This is a genomic window from Paramaledivibacter caminithermalis DSM 15212 (genome assembly GCF_900142245.1).
Classification (GTDB): Bacteria; Bacillota; Clostridia; order Peptostreptococcales; family Caminicellaceae; genus Paramaledivibacter; species Paramaledivibacter caminithermalis.
In genome coordinates this window covers 15,582-31,132 of record NZ_FRAG01000014.1, presented here as the reverse complement: position 1 = coordinate 31,132, position 15,551 = coordinate 15,582, and the positions used below count along the sequence as shown (strand labels likewise).

Sequence of the window (15,551 nt, the reverse complement as noted above, 5' to 3'; positions counted from 1 at the left end):
TGGATATTTCGATATCTATAAATTAAGTTTTATTATGAAAAATATATATAGGAATTTAAGTAAAGACTTTAATTTATACATGTCCAAAACGCCCAGAAATATTACATATTTGTACATGTATAAATTAAATTTTACTATGTAAATCCTATATATCTAATAATTCGTTTCCTATATAATAACATAAAAAATAGACAGAGGATATCCCCCTGTCCATATATGTCTATTTTTTTATCCAAATAGTGATAATAGTACCCCTGCAGCCACGGCAGAACCGATAACCCCTGAAACGTTAGGTCCCATTGCATGCATTAAAAGGAAGTTTGATGGATTTTCTTTTTGTCCAACTACCTGAGATACCCTTGCTGCCATAGGTACTGCCGAAACTCCAGCTGAACCTATAAGCGGGTTAATCTTTCCACCTGATACCTTATACATAACCTTTCCAAGCAGTACTCCTGCTGCGGTACCAACTGCAAATGCAATTACTCCTAATATAATTATTTTTATTGTTTCCAATTTCAAGAAGGCTTCTGCTGTTGCAGTAGCTCCAACAGATAACCCAAGGAAGATAGTAACTATATTAATTAGTGCATTAGATGCTGTGTCAGTTAATCTTCCCGTAACTCCACATTCTCTAAATAAATTTCCAAGCATTAACATTCCTATCAAAGTAGCTGCTGGCGGAAGCATTAATGATACTACTAAGGTAACCATTATTGGAAATAGGATTTTTTCTGTCTTAGATACTGGTCTAAGCTGCTCCATTTTCACCATACGTTCTTTTTTAGTCGTAAGGGCCTTCATTATTGGCGGCTGTATTATTGGAACAAGGGCCATGTATGAATATGCCGCAACAGCTATTGGTCCAAGTATTTCTGGTGCTAATTTTGAAGCCAAAAAGATTGCTGTAGGTCCATCGGCTCCTCCGATAATTCCAATAGCTCCTGCCTGCTGACCTGTAAATCCTAAGAATATGGCACCCAAAAATGTCGTAAATATACCGAACTGTGCAGCTGCACCTAGAAGTAATGATTTTGGATTGGCTATCAACGGTCCAAAGTCAGTCATTGCTCCTACACCCATAAATATGATGGGCGGGAATATCCCAAGTTCGTCTCCTTGAAAAAAATACCATAAAAGTCCACCAGGTATTACATGTCCACTGGCATCAACAGCATGGGGATTCATAAGCCCTGCTGCTGGCAAATTTGTAAGGAGCATACCAAAGGCTATAGGCACCAAAAGTAGTGGTTCAAATCCTTTTTTTATTGCAAGATAAAGCAGTAAACATGAAATACCAAGCATTATAATGTGAGGTAAAGTAAGGCCATAAAATCCCGTACTCTCTATAAAATTAACTATGGCTTGACCCATTGGCGCATCTCCTTTCCTTATAAAGTGTTCTTATTCTATAACTATCAGAACATCTCCTGCATTTACTGATGCACCCTTAGAAACACTTACTGATGCTATCTTTCCACTTGCAGGTGCCATTATTTCATTTTCCATTTTCATTGCTTCTAATATAATTAATACATCACCATTAGAAACAGTATCTCCCTCTTTTACCTTTATATCAAGTACCGTTCCTGGCATTGGTGCTGTTACTGTATTTCCTCCTGCTGGAGCTGTAGCTGCTGGTTTTGGTGCTGGTGCTGGTTTTGATGGCTTTGGTGCTGATGCAGGCGCTACTGGTCTTGGTGTAGCAGCTGGTCTTGAAACTGGTGCTGATGAAGCCCCACCTATTTCTTCTACTTCTACTTCATATGCTTTACCATTTACAGTAATATTAAATTTTCTCATTTTAGTTCCTCCTTTAAATCATTTAGATATATAGAAAGTATGCGTTACTTTTTTAACTTCACTACAATATTATTTTACTATACTCTCCTATCTTTATTTATAACTAATCCCTAGTTATCTACTTAAAGCATTTTACTCATTTGTTCTACTCTACCAGCCTTACCCCATGCTGGAGTTGGATCTGCTACTCTTACTATATTTTTTACAACTATGTTGTGAGTTGATGTATTTAAACTTGCTGCTATAGCAGCTGTTATTACTGCTACCAGTTCTTCATTTTCCCCTAAATCTTCCTTTATTTCTGGCTTTACATCAAGAGAAGGTGATACTTTTACTTCATTGGTTTCTTTTTTCTTAGGTTGTGTTGTATTTAAAGCCTTACTCATAACAATAATTAATCCCCATAAAATTATCAATGCTATAAATGTTATAGCCATACCCAATAAAGTAACCTGAAGTGATGCCATGATTTTTTCACCAGTAGTCATGGTACTTATAAGATCAGGATTGGCTAACCTGTCAACTAGGCTTAAATTTTCCATTATTTCACCTCTTTCTGTCTAAATGGATTTGAACTGGAATCGACTAACTGCCCATAGCTAAAATTTTGTAAAAAAATATCGATATATTCCTACGACCTCAAATATTCACCAAAAAATCTTAGCTGTTAGCTGTCTGATATCAGCTAATTATAGCGGAATATTTCCATGTTTCTTAGCCGGTCTTGTTTCACGCTTAGATTGAAGCATATTAAAGGCATCTACAAGTCTTGGTCTTGTTGCATTTGGCTCAATTACATCATCAACAAATCCTCTTTCTGCTGCTTTGTAAGGTGTTGCAAATTCTGCTGTATATTCATCTATTTTCTTTTGTCTCATTTCAGCTGGATTTTCTGAATCCTTTATGTCTTTTCTAAATATAATATTTGCAGCTCCCTTTGGTCCCATAACTGCTATTTCTGCTGATGGCCATGCTAATACTATATCGGCACCGAGATCCTTAGAACACATAGCTAGATATGATCCACCATATGCCTTTCTTACAATAAGTGATACCTTGGGTACTGTAGCTTCACTATAAGCATAAAGCATCTTAGCACCATGTCTTATGATTCCACCATATTCTTGGTTAGTTCCAGGTAAGAATCCAGGTACATCTATTATATTAAGCAATGGAATATTAAAAGCATCACATGTTCTTATGAATTTTGATGCTTTATCGGATGCATTTATATCTAAGCATCCCGCTAATACCTTTGGCTGATTAGCAATAATACCTACGGTGCTTCCATTGATTCTTGCAAAGCAAGTAATTATATTTTGGGCAAAGTGTTGTTGATATTCATAAAAATCTCCGTCATCTACTATTAATGCAATAACATCCTTTACATCATATGGTTTGTTAGGGTTATCTGGAATAATTGTATCAAGTTCCGGTATAATTTTATTGATATCATCACTTGTTTCAAATACAGGTGCTGTTTCCATATTATTTGATGGTAAAAAGCTTAGAAGCCTTCTTATATCAGCTATACATGCTTCATCATTAGCAGATACAAAATGAGCAACCCCGCTTCTACTATTATGAGTCATGGCTCCTCCTAATGCTTCTGCTGATACTTCTTCTCCTGTAACTGTTTTTATTACCTGTGGTCCTGTTATAAACATCTGGCTAGTCTGATCTACCATGTAAATGAAATCAGTAAGTGCTGGTGAATAAACTGCTCCTCCTGCACAAGGTCCCATTATTGCTGATATTTGCGGAATTACTCCCGATGCTATTGTATTTCTGTAAAATATCTTTCCATATCCTGAAAGGGCATCTACTGCTTCTTGGATTCTTGCTCCACCTGAATCATTAAGTCCCACTACTGGCACTCCAACTTTCAGTGCATTATCCAATACTTTACAGATTTTTGCTGCATGCATTTCTCCAAGCGACCCACCAACCACTGTGAAATCTTGGGCAAAGGCATATACTAATCTTCCATCTACCATCCCATAGCCTGTAACTACACCTTCACCTGGAGCTTCTAGCTTTTCCATTCCAAAGTTTGTACATCTATGCTTAACAAAAGCATCTAATTCTACAAAGGTTCCTTCATCAAATAGAAGATTTATTCTTTCCCTTGCTGTTAATTTTCCTTTAGCATGCTGCTTCTCAATCCTCTTAGCTCCTCCGCCTTCTTCTATTTTCTGACGGCGTTTACGTAGATCTTCTAATTTATTTACAGCCATCCTTTATTTCCCTCCCATTGCATATGTTATCTTGCTTTATTGCAGAATATCTAAAATAACCTTTTCCCATAATCACAACAATTTGAAGCTGGTTTTAAACCAGTTAATATCTCACTATTTTCTTTCGCTAAGCTCAACTAATACACCATGAGAACTCTTTGGATGCATAAACGCTATTTTAGCTCCACCAGCACCATATCTTGGTTTTTCATCTATCATTCTAAAACCTTTCTCCTTCATGTATTCTATTGCTTCTTCTATGTTTTCAACTTTAAATGCTATATGCTGTATTCCTTCTCCTTTTTTTTCAATAAATTTGGCAATAGGTCCATCAGGTGAAGTAGATTCAAGAAGCTCAACTTCTGTATCTCCTACTGGCAAGAAAGCTACTTTAACTTTTTGCTCTTCTACTGTTTCAGTTCCATGAAGTTCTAAGCCTAATGCCTCAGTATAAAATTTCAATGTTTCATCTAAATTTTTTACAGCTATACCAATATGATCTACTTTTAAAGCTTTCATTTTAAATCCTCCTTATAATTTATATAATAATTATTAACCTTCATCGGTCAATTGCAATTGTCAACTGCCTCAGGAATTTCTAAAGAGTCAATACTTTTAAGTCAAGATTGAATTTAAAATTAAGTTTAAGTACTAAAGTTAAACTTTGTAGGTCTTTATTGGGTTATAAGTGTATAAAATATTTTTTTAAATAATAAACTTAACCCTCAATCTTAAAGTTAATCTCAACCATAAAGCCTAAGCTTAAATATCTACTTAAGCCTATTAAATACTATTTCACATGCTGAGTAAGGATCTATTTTTCTAGCTGCTACTTCCTTTGCCAATTCGTCAATCATTTCTTCCTTATTAGATTTATCTAATAATATATTCATCAGTTTTTGCTGCACTAAGTCAACTATTTCATTTTTACTATTTTTTATTCTTCTTAGTTCCTTTTGACCTGTTTCCTCCAAATATCTTTTGTGTTTTTGAATCTGCTCAAGGAGTCCTTCAATGCCATCATTGTCTACAGCTATAACTAATTCAACAGGCGGTCTCCAATCTGATTTATTAAAATCCAGCATCATTTCAATTTCTCTTGCAGTTCTTTTTGCACCATCTCTATCGGCTTTATTTACTGCAAAAACATCTCCTATTTCCATAATACCAGCTTTAATAGCTTGTATATCATCACCTAGTCCAGGAACCATTACCATAACAGTAGTATCACATGTTTTAACTATGTCTACTTCAGATTGACCTACTCCAACAGTTTCAATGAATATATAATCACATCCATAAATATCAAGTATTTTTACAGCGGCTTGAGTAGCTTCGGATAAGCCTCCAAGATGCCCTCTTGTTCCCATGCTTCTAATAAAAACATCACGGTCAAGGTTAAGATCCGACATTCTTACTCTATCTCCCAATATGGAGCCACCTGTAAAAGGACTTGTAGGATCGATTGCAATAACACCTATCTTTTTATCTCTTTTTCTAAATGCTTTAACAAGCTTATCCGTAAGTGTACTTTTTCCAGCTCCTGGTGGTCCAGTTATACCTATAACATAGGCATTCCCTGATTTATAATATGTTTTTTTCAAGGCTTCAAAAGCCTTTGGATCTTTGTTTTCTACTAAAGTTATAAGTCTTGCTGCTGCCCTTTTATCACCTTTTAATAGTCTTTTTTCAAGTTCCATTTATATAACACCACCTATGGATAAATGACAAACAAGTATTTAATATTATTTGTCATCCATATAATTGTAAGTCTCAACTCAATAAGTAAATTCTTCTACTTTCATTAATTTATTAGCTTAAAAATTATTCATCTTTACTTAAATTTCATATTATCATAATTTAATTATTATATCTATATCCAAACAAAACTCTTGAATATTTAACTTATTTTTTGAAAAACAATTAAATTATTAAGCTATTTTTTGAAAAAAATTTATTAAATTAAGTCCATGCCAAAAACATAAATATTGTTGTTATAGGAGCTGACATTTGTCAGCTCCCATAATAATATTCTATCTATTTCGCTTAACATTTTCTGTGATAAAATCTATAGTAACTTGAGTTGGAGTACCAGGAGTAAACACTTCTGCTATTCCTCTTTTCTTTAGATATGGTATATCTTCTTCAGGAATAACTCCTCCACCAATTACTAAAATATCATCTGCACCTTCATTGTTTAATAAATCTACTACCTTTGGAAGCAAAGTATTATGAGCCCCAGATAATATACTCATAGCAACTACTTCAACGTCTTCTTGAATAGCCGCACTTACAATTTGTTCAGGTGTTTGTCTAAGTCCCGTATATATAACTTCCATACCCGCATCTCTTAATGCTCTAGCAATAACTTTAGCTCCTCTATCATGCCCATCTAAACCTGGCTTAGCAACTAAAACTCTAATAGGTCTATCCATTTAATATTCCTCCTTATCATCATTCTTAATTAGGAGACAATGGAAAGGAAATAGATTTATTAGGTGTTTTTCTATGCTTTTTTATCCCTAAAACCTGACTCCTTTTTCCTTTCTCCTTTATCTTATCCTTATTATAAATTAACAGATTGTTGATATTCACCGAATACTTCTCTCATTACTCCACAGATTTCTCCTAAAGTAGCATAAACTCTAACAGCATCTAATATGAATGGCATTAGGTTATCATCACCTTCACATGCCTTTCTTAAAGCTTCTAATTTTTCTTTAACAGCTTCATTATCTCTTTCAGCTCTTAATTTAGCAAGCTTTTCCTTTTGACGTTCTCCTACTGATGGGTCAACTCTAAGAAGTCCTTTAGGAGCTTCTTCTTGGATTTGGAATTTATTCATACCAACAACAATTCTATCGCCAGCTTCAACTTCTTTTTGGTATTGATAAGCTGCGTCCATAATTTCTTGTTGTATATATCCCATATCGATAGCCTTTGGTGCTCCGCCAATCTCATCGATTTTATTTATATATTCCATAGCTCTTTCTTCAATTTCTTTTGTTTTAGCTTCAATGTAATATGAACCAGCTAGTGGATCAACTGTGTTTGTAACTCCACTTTCATATGCTACGATTTGCTGAGTTCTTAAAGCCACTCTTACTGAATCCTCTGTTGGTAGAGCTAAGGCCTCGTCCTTAGAATTAGTGTGTAATGACTGAGTTCCTCCAAGAACTGCTGCAAGGGTCTGAATAGCAACACGAACTATATTGTTTTCTGGTTGCTGTGCCGTTAATGTAGAGCCACCAGTTTGTGTATGGAACTTGAGTCTCATGGATCTTGGATCCTTAGCTCCAAATCTTTCCTTCATGATTTTTGCCCACAATCTTCTTGCTGCTCTAAATTTAGCAACTTCTTCTAATAGATCATTATGGGCATTGAAGAAGAATGAAAGTCTAGGTGCAAAGGAATCTACATCTAGCCCAGCTTTAATAGCAGCTTCAACGTATGCAATACCATCTGCAAGGGTAAAACCTACCTCTTGTGCAGCAGTTGAACCAGCTTCTCTAATGTGATAACCAGAAATACTTATTGTATTCCACTTTGGAACTTCCTTTGAACAATATTCAAAGATGTTAGTTATAAGTCTCATGGATGGCTTTGTTGGGAATATATATGTCCCACGAGCTATATATTCTTTTAATATATCGTTTTGTATCGTTCCTCTTAATTTATCTGCAGTAACACCTTGTTTTTCAGCAACAGCTATATACATAGCTAATAGTACTGATGCAGGTGCATTTATAGTCATTGAAGTACTTACCTTATCAAGTGGTATTCCATCGAATAGAACTTCCATATCAGCCAATGAGTCAATAGCAACTCCAACTTTACCAACTTCACCTTCAGAAAGTGGATGATCTGAATCGTAACCAATCTGTGTCGGTAGGTCAAATGCAACCGATAGACCCATTGATCCTTGTTCTATAAGGTATTTATATCTCTTGTTTGACTCTTCTGCTGTAGCAAAACCAGCATACATTCTCATTGTCCAAAGTCTTCCCCTATACATTGTAGGTTGAGCCCCACGAGTATAAGGATATTCTCCTGGTAAACCTAAATCTCTATCGTAGTCAAAATCCTCAATGTCTATTGGTGTGTATAATCTGTTTACCTCATCACCAGAGCCTGTATAGAATTTTTCTTGTCTTTCAGGCCTTTTTTCTAGTGATTTTTGAGTTTTTTCTTCAAAGGCCTCTACACCTTCTTTGATTTGAGCTAATTTTCCCTTATCAAACATCACATTTCCTCCTTTTTGATGTCTTTTTTCAAACATCATAAAAATTATCATTTAGGTTACAATAATTTTAATATAGTATCTAAATATTAATAAAATTAACCTTATAATTATTTAAATTAAAGGTTTTATTTTATTATAGGAATTTAAGTAAAGACTTTAATTTATACATGTCCAAAACTCCCAGAAACGTTGCGTATTTGTACATGTATAAATTAAGTTTTACTATGTAAATCCTATATAGATTTCATTATAATCATGCCATATTTTTTAATTTTAATTCATCGATATTTAAAGTAGCATGATTATATGTCACATATTACTCCTATATAGAATAACATAAAACAATCCATTAGTAATTACCTTCTAGGTATTTATACATGTATAAAGCTATGAGTTTGTATACAATTTCCAATATAGTGTTATATTCAAGGCTCTACAGTCTTATGAAGCTTTAAACTCTAAAATAATCTATAGGAATTTAAGTAAAGATTTCAATTTATACATGTCCAAAACTCCCAGAAACATTGCGTATTTGTACATGTATAAATTAAGTTTTACTATATAAATCCTATATTATCTAATTAAGTTACTTAATTTTCATCGTTCCAGTTTCCATAAATCTACCATGGAAAGATAAAGCTTCATTAATTATATGTGGTTCATGCTTAAATTTACCTTTACTTGCCCTTTCAAAATAGTCCTTAAGCATTGGCTTATAATCAGGATGTACACATTTTTCTATAATTCTTTTAGCCCTTTCAGTTGGTGAAGTATTTCTCAAATCTGCTAAACCTTGCTCTGTAACCACAATTGATACGTCATGTTCAGTATGGTCTACATGGGATACCATTGGAACCACTGAAGAAATATCACCACCCTTAGCAGTTGATACAGTTGTGAATATTGAAAGATATGCATTTCTAGTAAAATCTCCAGAACCTCCAAGCCCATTCATCATTCTTGAACCCATAATATTTGTAGAATTTACATGTCCATAGATATCAAACTCTATAGCAGTATTCATCGCTATAACACCAAGTCTTCTTGCAACTTCTGGATGATTTGAAATTTCCAATGGTCTCAAAATACAATATTTTGCATAGTGTTTCATATTTTCATGCAACCTCTTTAATCCTTCCTCTGAAGGTGTTAGTGAACAACCTGAAGCTACAGTTACTTTACCAGCATCTATTAAATCAAGCATAGAATCTTGAATGACTTCTGTATAACAAGTTAAATTTTCAAATTTCGATTCAGTTAATCCACCTAAAACTGCATTAGCTACAGAACCAACTCCTGATTGTAGCGGTAATAGATTCTTAGGTAATCTTCCCATCTTTACCTCATGCTCTAAAAATTCAATTATATGTCCTGAAATTTTTTTAGAGTCTTCATCTATGGCGCCTAGTGGTCTAACGTTATCCTTGATGTCACATTCAACTATTGCTACTATTTTTTGAGGATCACAAGGTATATATGGAGTTCCTATTCTATCACCAGGATTAATAATCGGAATAGGTTTTCTTTGTGGAGGATTTTCGGTAATATAAATATCGTGCATTCCCTCTAATTCCATAGGTTGAGTTGTATTTATTTCAACTATTACAATATCTGCATTTTTAACAGCCTGTGGAGAAATCCCTACGGATGTAGTTGGAATAATTCCACCTTCTTCTGTAATAGCCAAAGCTTCTATAACAGCAACGTTTATTTTTCCTAAAAAGCCATAGTTTATAAACTGAGCTACATGGCTAAGATGCATATCTTGATACATGATTTTTCCTGCATTTATAGCATCTCTAGATGATTTATTGGTTTGATATGGATATCTTCTAACCATCACACCTGTTCTTGATAATGCTCCATCCAATTCATCTCCTACAGATGCTCCAGTAATTATAGTAAGATTCAATTTTTCTCCATTTTCAGCTCTTTTTGCTAAAGCTAATGGTACTGCCTTAGGATAACCTGATGGGGTAAAACCACTAGTTGCCATTATCATACCATCTTTTATAAACATCGCTGCTTCATCTGCTGTCATTATCTTATTTCTTAATTCTTCTCTTCTAACCCTATCTATTATCATGATATTTCCTCCCTAATCTCTTTTATTGTTCCTTATCTGTATAAAAACTATTACTTACAAGAATATTTTATATTTTGAAACAAAAAAAGTTAGATAGACTGGGAAATTATATCATTAAACTACCAGTCATCTAACTTTGTTTTATTCACTAAATGAAACAAAAGGTCATTTTGTTTCCATAAATAATAAAGTTAAATTTATATTATGAATATCTAAAATATATCAGATAATCATATTTTTATCATATATAAAGCATTAATAGAAGTTTTTAATTATCGTTTACTTCAACACTATTTTCTAAAATTTGCTTAAATTTTTCATTGCATATTTTAAGGGCTGATATTAATGCTTTCTTAGCAGAGCCAAAATATTTTTCTTTAAATAGACGTTGTAGTTCTTGATAATTGTTTAAATCCTTTCCAACTACAAGGTCTTTGAAAAACTCCTTTGCTACCCTAGTAACCAAAGAACAATCCGCATCTAATATAATACCTGTTTCTTTATCTACTATTAGCCCAACTGCTATAACATGATAAAGCTCTGTAGCAGTTATTCCTTTTGGTAACTTTGCATATCCAGTCAAAAAAATTTCATTAGGCTCCACAGTATCCCCTTCCTTAAGGCTTATTATTGTATAAAATATATAATGAAAAAATCTATTAATTTTCTAAAGACTCATTGTCTTTATTTATTTTATCATTTTTTTAACAAATTGTGAAGTATATAAGATGCTTTTCTAAAAACTTCTATTTACATAGGTCTTACTACATGGGTAACCTGTGTAATATAATTGTAAATATAACCATTCCCAATAATGCAAATGGATAAGTAGCACCATAACCAGCTGCTGGTTCATCGCTTCCAACTGCATCTATAGCTGCTCCAAGTCCAGGAGTTGAAGTCATACCACCACAGATAGCACCAGACAACATAATCCAATTGATTTTAAATACGTATTTTCCTATGATGAAACCTATCATCATTGCAACAATACCTACAACTATAGATACTAAAGCCAAGTATGCACCTGAACCACTTAAAGCCTCAAAAACTTTATATCCATATCTTAATCCAACTATAGCTAAGAAAAAGGCTAATGATACTTGTCTTACTACTCCTAATATCTTATTATTCATTCTAAAGTGCAAATTGCCGATTTTGCCAATATAACCTAAGATAAGGGACCCAATAAGAACTCCTCCTGTTGCTCCTAAGCTAAAATAACCTAATGGTCCAAGATTAATTTTAAATTTTCCTAATGTATATCCAAAGAAACAGGCTACTGCAAAGGCAGTTAAGTCAAAGCTTACCTCTTTTACTTCCTTTATCCCTGAAGAGCTTTTTGCCGCTTCCATTTCTGCTCTATGAGCCTTCATCTCCTCTTCTACCTTTATTCCAAAAAATTTCGGAAAAAAGTTTACTGCGATAATAACTATAAGAACACCAAATGGATATCCTATAGCATGTCCAACACCAATTCCAGCCTCTGCGTTTTTAATGAATTGATTTCTTTGGTCTTCTGTTAACTCATAAGTATCTAAATCTACTGAACTTATGTCTACTCCAACATCCTCTAAAATCTTCTTCTTTTCTTCAACGTCAGCATCATCAAACTCATCTACCCTATGGGTCGCATGGCCTTTTGCAGTTTCTATTGCTGCTGCAAGTCCAGGCGAACTAGTAAGAGCTCCTGTATATACCCCCGATACCTCATATGGAGTAGACTTAATATTTAATACTCCACTTACTACGGTCATGCCGTAAGTAGCTCCTGCACCAAGTAATGTTATGATAAATCCTAAAATTACAAATTTTGCACCGTATTTCTTAAGAACCACATCCATATCCTTTGCTGCTAAAAGTCCAACCGCAGCAACAAACAAGATAAGAAATAAATAAAAGAAATCCTTAGGTATAACTCCTGCATTTATCAGCTTTAAAGCTGACTTATTTTCTCCAAGTCTTCCAGCATATCCAAATGCCCACCAACCAATAACCAAACCAGTAAAGAGCGTTCCAGATACACCAAAATTGAACTTGCCAAATCTTATTTTTCCAAAAAGCATTCCTGTAAAAACTGCTAGAAACATTAGTATAAATGGATTTAACACCCAAGCTATTACATCAAACTTCATATCTTTTCCCCCTATTCAAAGTGTTTTACTTTCAATTGATATGCTTTTCCTTTATCCCCTCCCTCCAAGGTAATTATTTCATATATTATAATTTTTAATTTAACCCACTGTGCTAGCAAATAAAATTTTCTGGTTCCAAAAATACCTCAAGTAGAAAAAAAGTATTAACCCTTCTATTTTATTGAACATATTATATCTTTTGTCAAAACTAATATACTTATTAATATCTTTTATCGAAAATCGTTTTCCTATTATGGTTTTTAAAAATGTATTTGTAAATATTTCCCTGTATTCTAAAACAAAAACGGCATAGGACTTAACGCTTTAAAATTAGCGAAATCCTATGCCGCTTGACCTCTAAGTATGGGTGATGGGTAATCACCTTGAAAGAAATCTAGACATATTAGTTATTGTTTTCACAAATACAGTTAGCCACTTAATTTTTGAAAATTAAGTAACACCATATTTACGGATGCTTTCCATTATTTTAATATCTTCACTAGTCATAGTATACACTAAAATCCATTTACATTCAATTATTTTTGCATATTTTTTTAAATTTTTGTAATTTATCGTCGTTTCCTAGTATCTAATTTGTTATTTTTCTAACTTTTCTTTGCTTGCTTTAATGAATTTAGGTACATTGATTATATATCTGCTATGGTATCCTTCACCTATCTTTTCTTTTTCATCATAGGCTTCAATCTTAAATTTTAGCTTTTTATCATTTATTTCTACAAGTTCTGCTTTAGCTCTAACCTTCATTCCTACTGGAGTAGCAGCTAAATGTTTTACATCTAGATGAATTCCTACTGTAGCATAATTTTCTGGCAAATAAGCATCAACAGCACTTAATGCTGCATTTTCCATTAAACCAATCATCATGGGGGTAGCAAAAACTAGAACAGAACCACTTCCGAAGCTTGCAGCCGTATCTTTTTCATCAACAATCTTCTCAATTTCTGCAGCCATACCAACTTTAAGATTAAATTCCATATTTCTTCACTCCTCAATTCAATTGTATAAGTTACTACAAATCAATTATACCAGATTCAATAAAAATCTAAAGGTTTTTAAAGTAAATAGAAATAGAACCCTAAATTTAGAGTTCTATTAGATTATACTTTTAAAAATCCCCTTGATTTTCATCTTTATCATCATTTTCTTCGGTCTTAGTCTTTTTTGTTTCTGGTAAAGCTGCCAATCCCTCAGAAAATACTAATTCAAATTCGTCGGCATTCAATGTTTCTACCGTAAGCAATGCTTTTGCAATCTCGTGAAGTTTATCTATATTTTCAGATAAAAGTTTCTCAGCTCTTTCGTATCCTCTATCAATTATATCTCTTGTTTCTTTGTCAATTTGAGCTGCAACTTCTTCTGAATAATCCTTCTTAGAAGTAAAATCTCTACCTAAAAATACTTCTTCGCCTGAACCATATGTCATAGGCCCTAAATTCTTACTCATACCATATTTGGTAACCATGCCTCTAGCTATTTCTGTAGCTCTTTGTAGATCATTTTGAGCTCCAGTACTTATATCATGTAATACTAACTGTTCTGCTACTCTTCCACCCAATAAATGTACTATACTCTCTTCCATTTCAATTTTTGTCATATAATATTTGTCTTCCTTTGGAAGAATCATAGTAAATCCGCCAGCTCTACCACGTGGAATAATCGTTACTTGGTGAACTGGATCTGTATTCGGTAAGAGTCTTGCTACAACTGCATGGCCTGCTTCATGATATGCAGTTAATTTTCTATCCTTTTCACTTATAACTCTACTTCTCTTTTCTGGACCAGCTATAACTTTTGTAATAGCTTCTTCTAAAGTATCCATATGGATTTTTTTATTATTTTTCCTTGCAGAAAGTAACGCAGCTTCATTTAGAAGGTTTTCTAAGTCAGCAGGAGTAAAACCTGGAGTCCTTCTAGCTAATACTTTTAAGTTTACATCATCAGCCAAAGGCTTATTTTTTGAATGTACCTCAAGTATAGCCTCTCTTCCTTTTATATCGGGTATACCAACTACAACCTGTCTGTCAAATCTACCTGGTCTTAAAAGTGCAGGGTCAAGTATATCAGGTCTGTTGGTAGCAGCAATTATAATAATACCTTCGTTTATGCCAAATCCATCCATCTCAACTAAAAGCTGGTTAAGAGTTTGTTCTCTCTCATCATGACCACCGCCAAGTCCAGCTCCCCTCTTTCTCCCTACAGCATCTATTTCATCTATAAAAACAATACAAGGAGAATTTTTCTTAGCCTGTTCAAATAGGTCACGTACTCTTGAAGCTCCCACACCAACAAACATCTCAACAAAGTCTGAACCACTAATACTAAAGAACGGAACACCAGCTTCACCAGCAACAGCACGTGATAAATATGTTTTACCAGTACCTGGAGGTCCTACCATAAGAACTCCTTTGGGAATTCTAGCACCTAATTCTATATATTTCCTTGGGTTTTTTAAAAAATCTACTATTTCTTTGAGTTCTTCCTTTTCTTCTTCAAGACCAGCAACTTCTTTAAACGTTACCTTTTTCTTATTATCCTCTTTATGCAGCTTAGCCCTGCTCTTACCAAAGGACATTACTCTGCTTCCTCCACCTTGAGACTGCTGCATAAACACAAACCAAAAAACCACAAATATCAGAACCATAAAGACTGAAGGAAGTATATCTATAAACCATGGAGTTCCTGCTGGAGGTTCTCCTGTAACATTAAGACCTTTTTTAATGGCTGGGAAAATGTAATTCTCGTTAAAGGTGTCGGTATTCATAACCATAGGAATATAAGATTTGAATTTTTCTTTCTTTTCACCCCTAAGTACACCTTCTACTCTATTATTAATTAAATGCATTTCTTTTACATTGTTATTTTCTAGATTAATAGTAAGTTCCGAAAAACTAAGCTCTTTTACTTGCTCTGGCTGCTTTGTATAAAACTGTACTATCATTAATATTATAATGAATATCAGTATATAAAAGCTGGCACCTCTGAAAAATTTTCTCAAGAACCCTCCTCCTTTCTATACATAAATCGAG

The 15,551-nt window shown here is 33.7% G+C and carries 13 protein-coding genes; all 13 read right to left on the bottom strand.

Annotation, left to right across the window (positions count from 1 at the left end; genetic code table 11):
• Nucleotides 1–228: 228 nt before the first annotated feature.
• Complete coding sequence (locus BUB36_RS07315; protein WP_073148546.1) at nucleotides 229–1,374, bottom strand: sodium ion-translocating decarboxylase subunit beta; 1,146 nt, start codon at nucleotides 1,372–1,374, stop codon at nucleotides 229–231.
• Nucleotides 1,375–1,404: 30 nt separating this feature from the next.
• Entirely contained in the window at nucleotides 1,405–1,803 is a 399-nt protein-coding gene (locus BUB36_RS07310; protein WP_073148544.1) for a biotin/lipoyl-containing protein, read from the bottom strand.
• 122 nt (nucleotides 1,804–1,925) lie between these two features.
• The gene (locus BUB36_RS07305) at nucleotides 1,926–2,345 is read right to left on the bottom strand and encodes an OadG family protein (protein WP_073148542.1); all 420 of its coding nucleotides are present in this window, start codon (nucleotides 2,343–2,345) and stop codon (nucleotides 1,926–1,928) included.
• Between the two features lie 147 nt (nucleotides 2,346–2,492).
• Entirely contained in the window at nucleotides 2,493–4,040 is a 1,548-nt protein-coding gene (mmdA, locus tag BUB36_RS07300) for a methylmalonyl-CoA decarboxylase subunit alpha (protein ID WP_073148541.1), read from the bottom strand.
• A 114-nt stretch (nucleotides 4,041–4,154) separates the two neighbouring features.
• The gene (gene mce, locus BUB36_RS07295; RefSeq protein WP_073148539.1) at nucleotides 4,155–4,559 is read right to left on the bottom strand and encodes a methylmalonyl-CoA epimerase; all 405 of its coding nucleotides are present in this window, start codon (nucleotides 4,557–4,559) and stop codon (nucleotides 4,155–4,157) included.
• 251 nt (nucleotides 4,560–4,810) lie between these two features.
• Nucleotides 4,811–5,740 (bottom strand): methylmalonyl Co-A mutase-associated GTPase MeaB, encoded by a 930-nt coding sequence (gene meaB / locus BUB36_RS07290; RefSeq protein WP_073148537.1) that lies wholly within the window; start codon nucleotides 5,738–5,740, stop codon nucleotides 4,811–4,813.
• 333 nt (nucleotides 5,741–6,073) lie between these two features.
• Nucleotides 6,074–6,475, bottom strand: coding sequence for a cobalamin B12-binding domain-containing protein (locus tag BUB36_RS07285; protein WP_073148535.1), 402 nt, complete (start codon nucleotides 6,473–6,475; stop codon nucleotides 6,074–6,076).
• A gap of 131 nt (nucleotides 6,476–6,606) precedes the next feature.
• Nucleotides 6,607–8,283, bottom strand: a complete 1,677-nt coding sequence (locus tag BUB36_RS07280) for an acyl-CoA mutase large subunit family protein (protein WP_073148533.1) — start codon at nucleotides 8,281–8,283, stop codon at nucleotides 6,607–6,609.
• A 586-nt stretch (nucleotides 8,284–8,869) separates the two neighbouring features.
• Nucleotides 8,870–10,369, bottom strand: coding sequence for an acetyl-CoA hydrolase/transferase family protein (locus tag BUB36_RS07275; protein WP_073148531.1), 1,500 nt, complete (start codon nucleotides 10,367–10,369; stop codon nucleotides 8,870–8,872).
• Between the two features lie 268 nt (nucleotides 10,370–10,637).
• Nucleotides 10,638–10,973 (bottom strand): DUF3870 domain-containing protein, encoded by a 336-nt coding sequence (locus tag BUB36_RS07270; RefSeq protein WP_073148529.1) that lies wholly within the window; start codon nucleotides 10,971–10,973, stop codon nucleotides 10,638–10,640.
• A 160-nt stretch (nucleotides 10,974–11,133) separates the two neighbouring features.
• On the bottom strand, nucleotides 11,134–12,504 hold the full coding sequence (locus BUB36_RS07265; RefSeq protein ID WP_073148527.1) for an aspartate-alanine antiporter-like transporter: 1,371 nt from the start codon (nucleotides 12,502–12,504) through the stop codon (nucleotides 11,134–11,136).
• A 597-nt stretch (nucleotides 12,505–13,101) separates the two neighbouring features.
• On the bottom strand, nucleotides 13,102–13,500 hold the full coding sequence (locus BUB36_RS07260; protein WP_073148525.1) for a thioesterase family protein: 399 nt from the start codon (nucleotides 13,498–13,500) through the stop codon (nucleotides 13,102–13,104).
• Between the two features lie 130 nt (nucleotides 13,501–13,630).
• Nucleotides 13,631–15,520, bottom strand: coding sequence for an ATP-dependent zinc metalloprotease FtsH (gene ftsH / locus BUB36_RS07255; RefSeq protein WP_084111832.1), 1,890 nt, complete (start codon nucleotides 15,518–15,520; stop codon nucleotides 13,631–13,633).
• Between the last annotated feature and the right edge of the window lie 31 nt (nucleotides 15,521–15,551).

Bases quoted from the DNA above. Each gene is read 5' to 3' on its own strand.
- BUB36_RS07315 (WP_073148546.1), bottom strand. From the start codon at position 1,374: ATGGGTCAAGCCATAGTTAATTTTATAGAGAGTACGGGATTTTATGGC.
- BUB36_RS07310 (WP_073148544.1), bottom strand. From the start codon at position 1,803: ATGAGAAAATTTAATATTACTGTAAATGGTAAAGCATATGAAGTAGAA.
- BUB36_RS07305 (WP_073148542.1), bottom strand. From the start codon at position 2,345: ATGGAAAATTTAAGCCTAGTTGACAGGTTAGCCAATCCTGATCTTATA.
- mmdA (WP_073148541.1), bottom strand. From the start codon at position 4,040: ATGGCTGTAAATAAATTAGAAGATCTACGTAAACGCCGTCAGAAAATA.
- mce (WP_073148539.1), bottom strand. From the start codon at position 4,559: ATGAAAGCTTTAAAAGTAGATCATATTGGTATAGCTGTAAAAAATTTA.
- meaB (WP_073148537.1), bottom strand. From the start codon at position 5,740: ATGGAACTTGAAAAAAGACTATTAAAAGGTGATAAAAGGGCAGCAGCA.
- BUB36_RS07285 (WP_073148535.1), bottom strand. From the start codon at position 6,475: ATGGATAGACCTATTAGAGTTTTAGTTGCTAAGCCAGGTTTAGATGGG.
- BUB36_RS07280 (WP_073148533.1), bottom strand. From the start codon at position 8,283: ATGTTTGATAAGGGAAAATTAGCTCAAATCAAAGAAGGTGTAGAGGCC.
- BUB36_RS07275 (WP_073148531.1), bottom strand. From the start codon at position 10,369: ATGATAATAGATAGGGTTAGAAGAGAAGAATTAAGAAATAAGATAATG.
- BUB36_RS07265 (WP_073148527.1), bottom strand. From the start codon at position 12,504: ATGAAGTTTGATGTAATAGCTTGGGTGTTAAATCCATTTATACTAATG.
- BUB36_RS07260 (WP_073148525.1), bottom strand. From the start codon at position 13,500: ATGGAATTTAATCTTAAAGTTGGTATGGCTGCAGAAATTGAGAAGATT.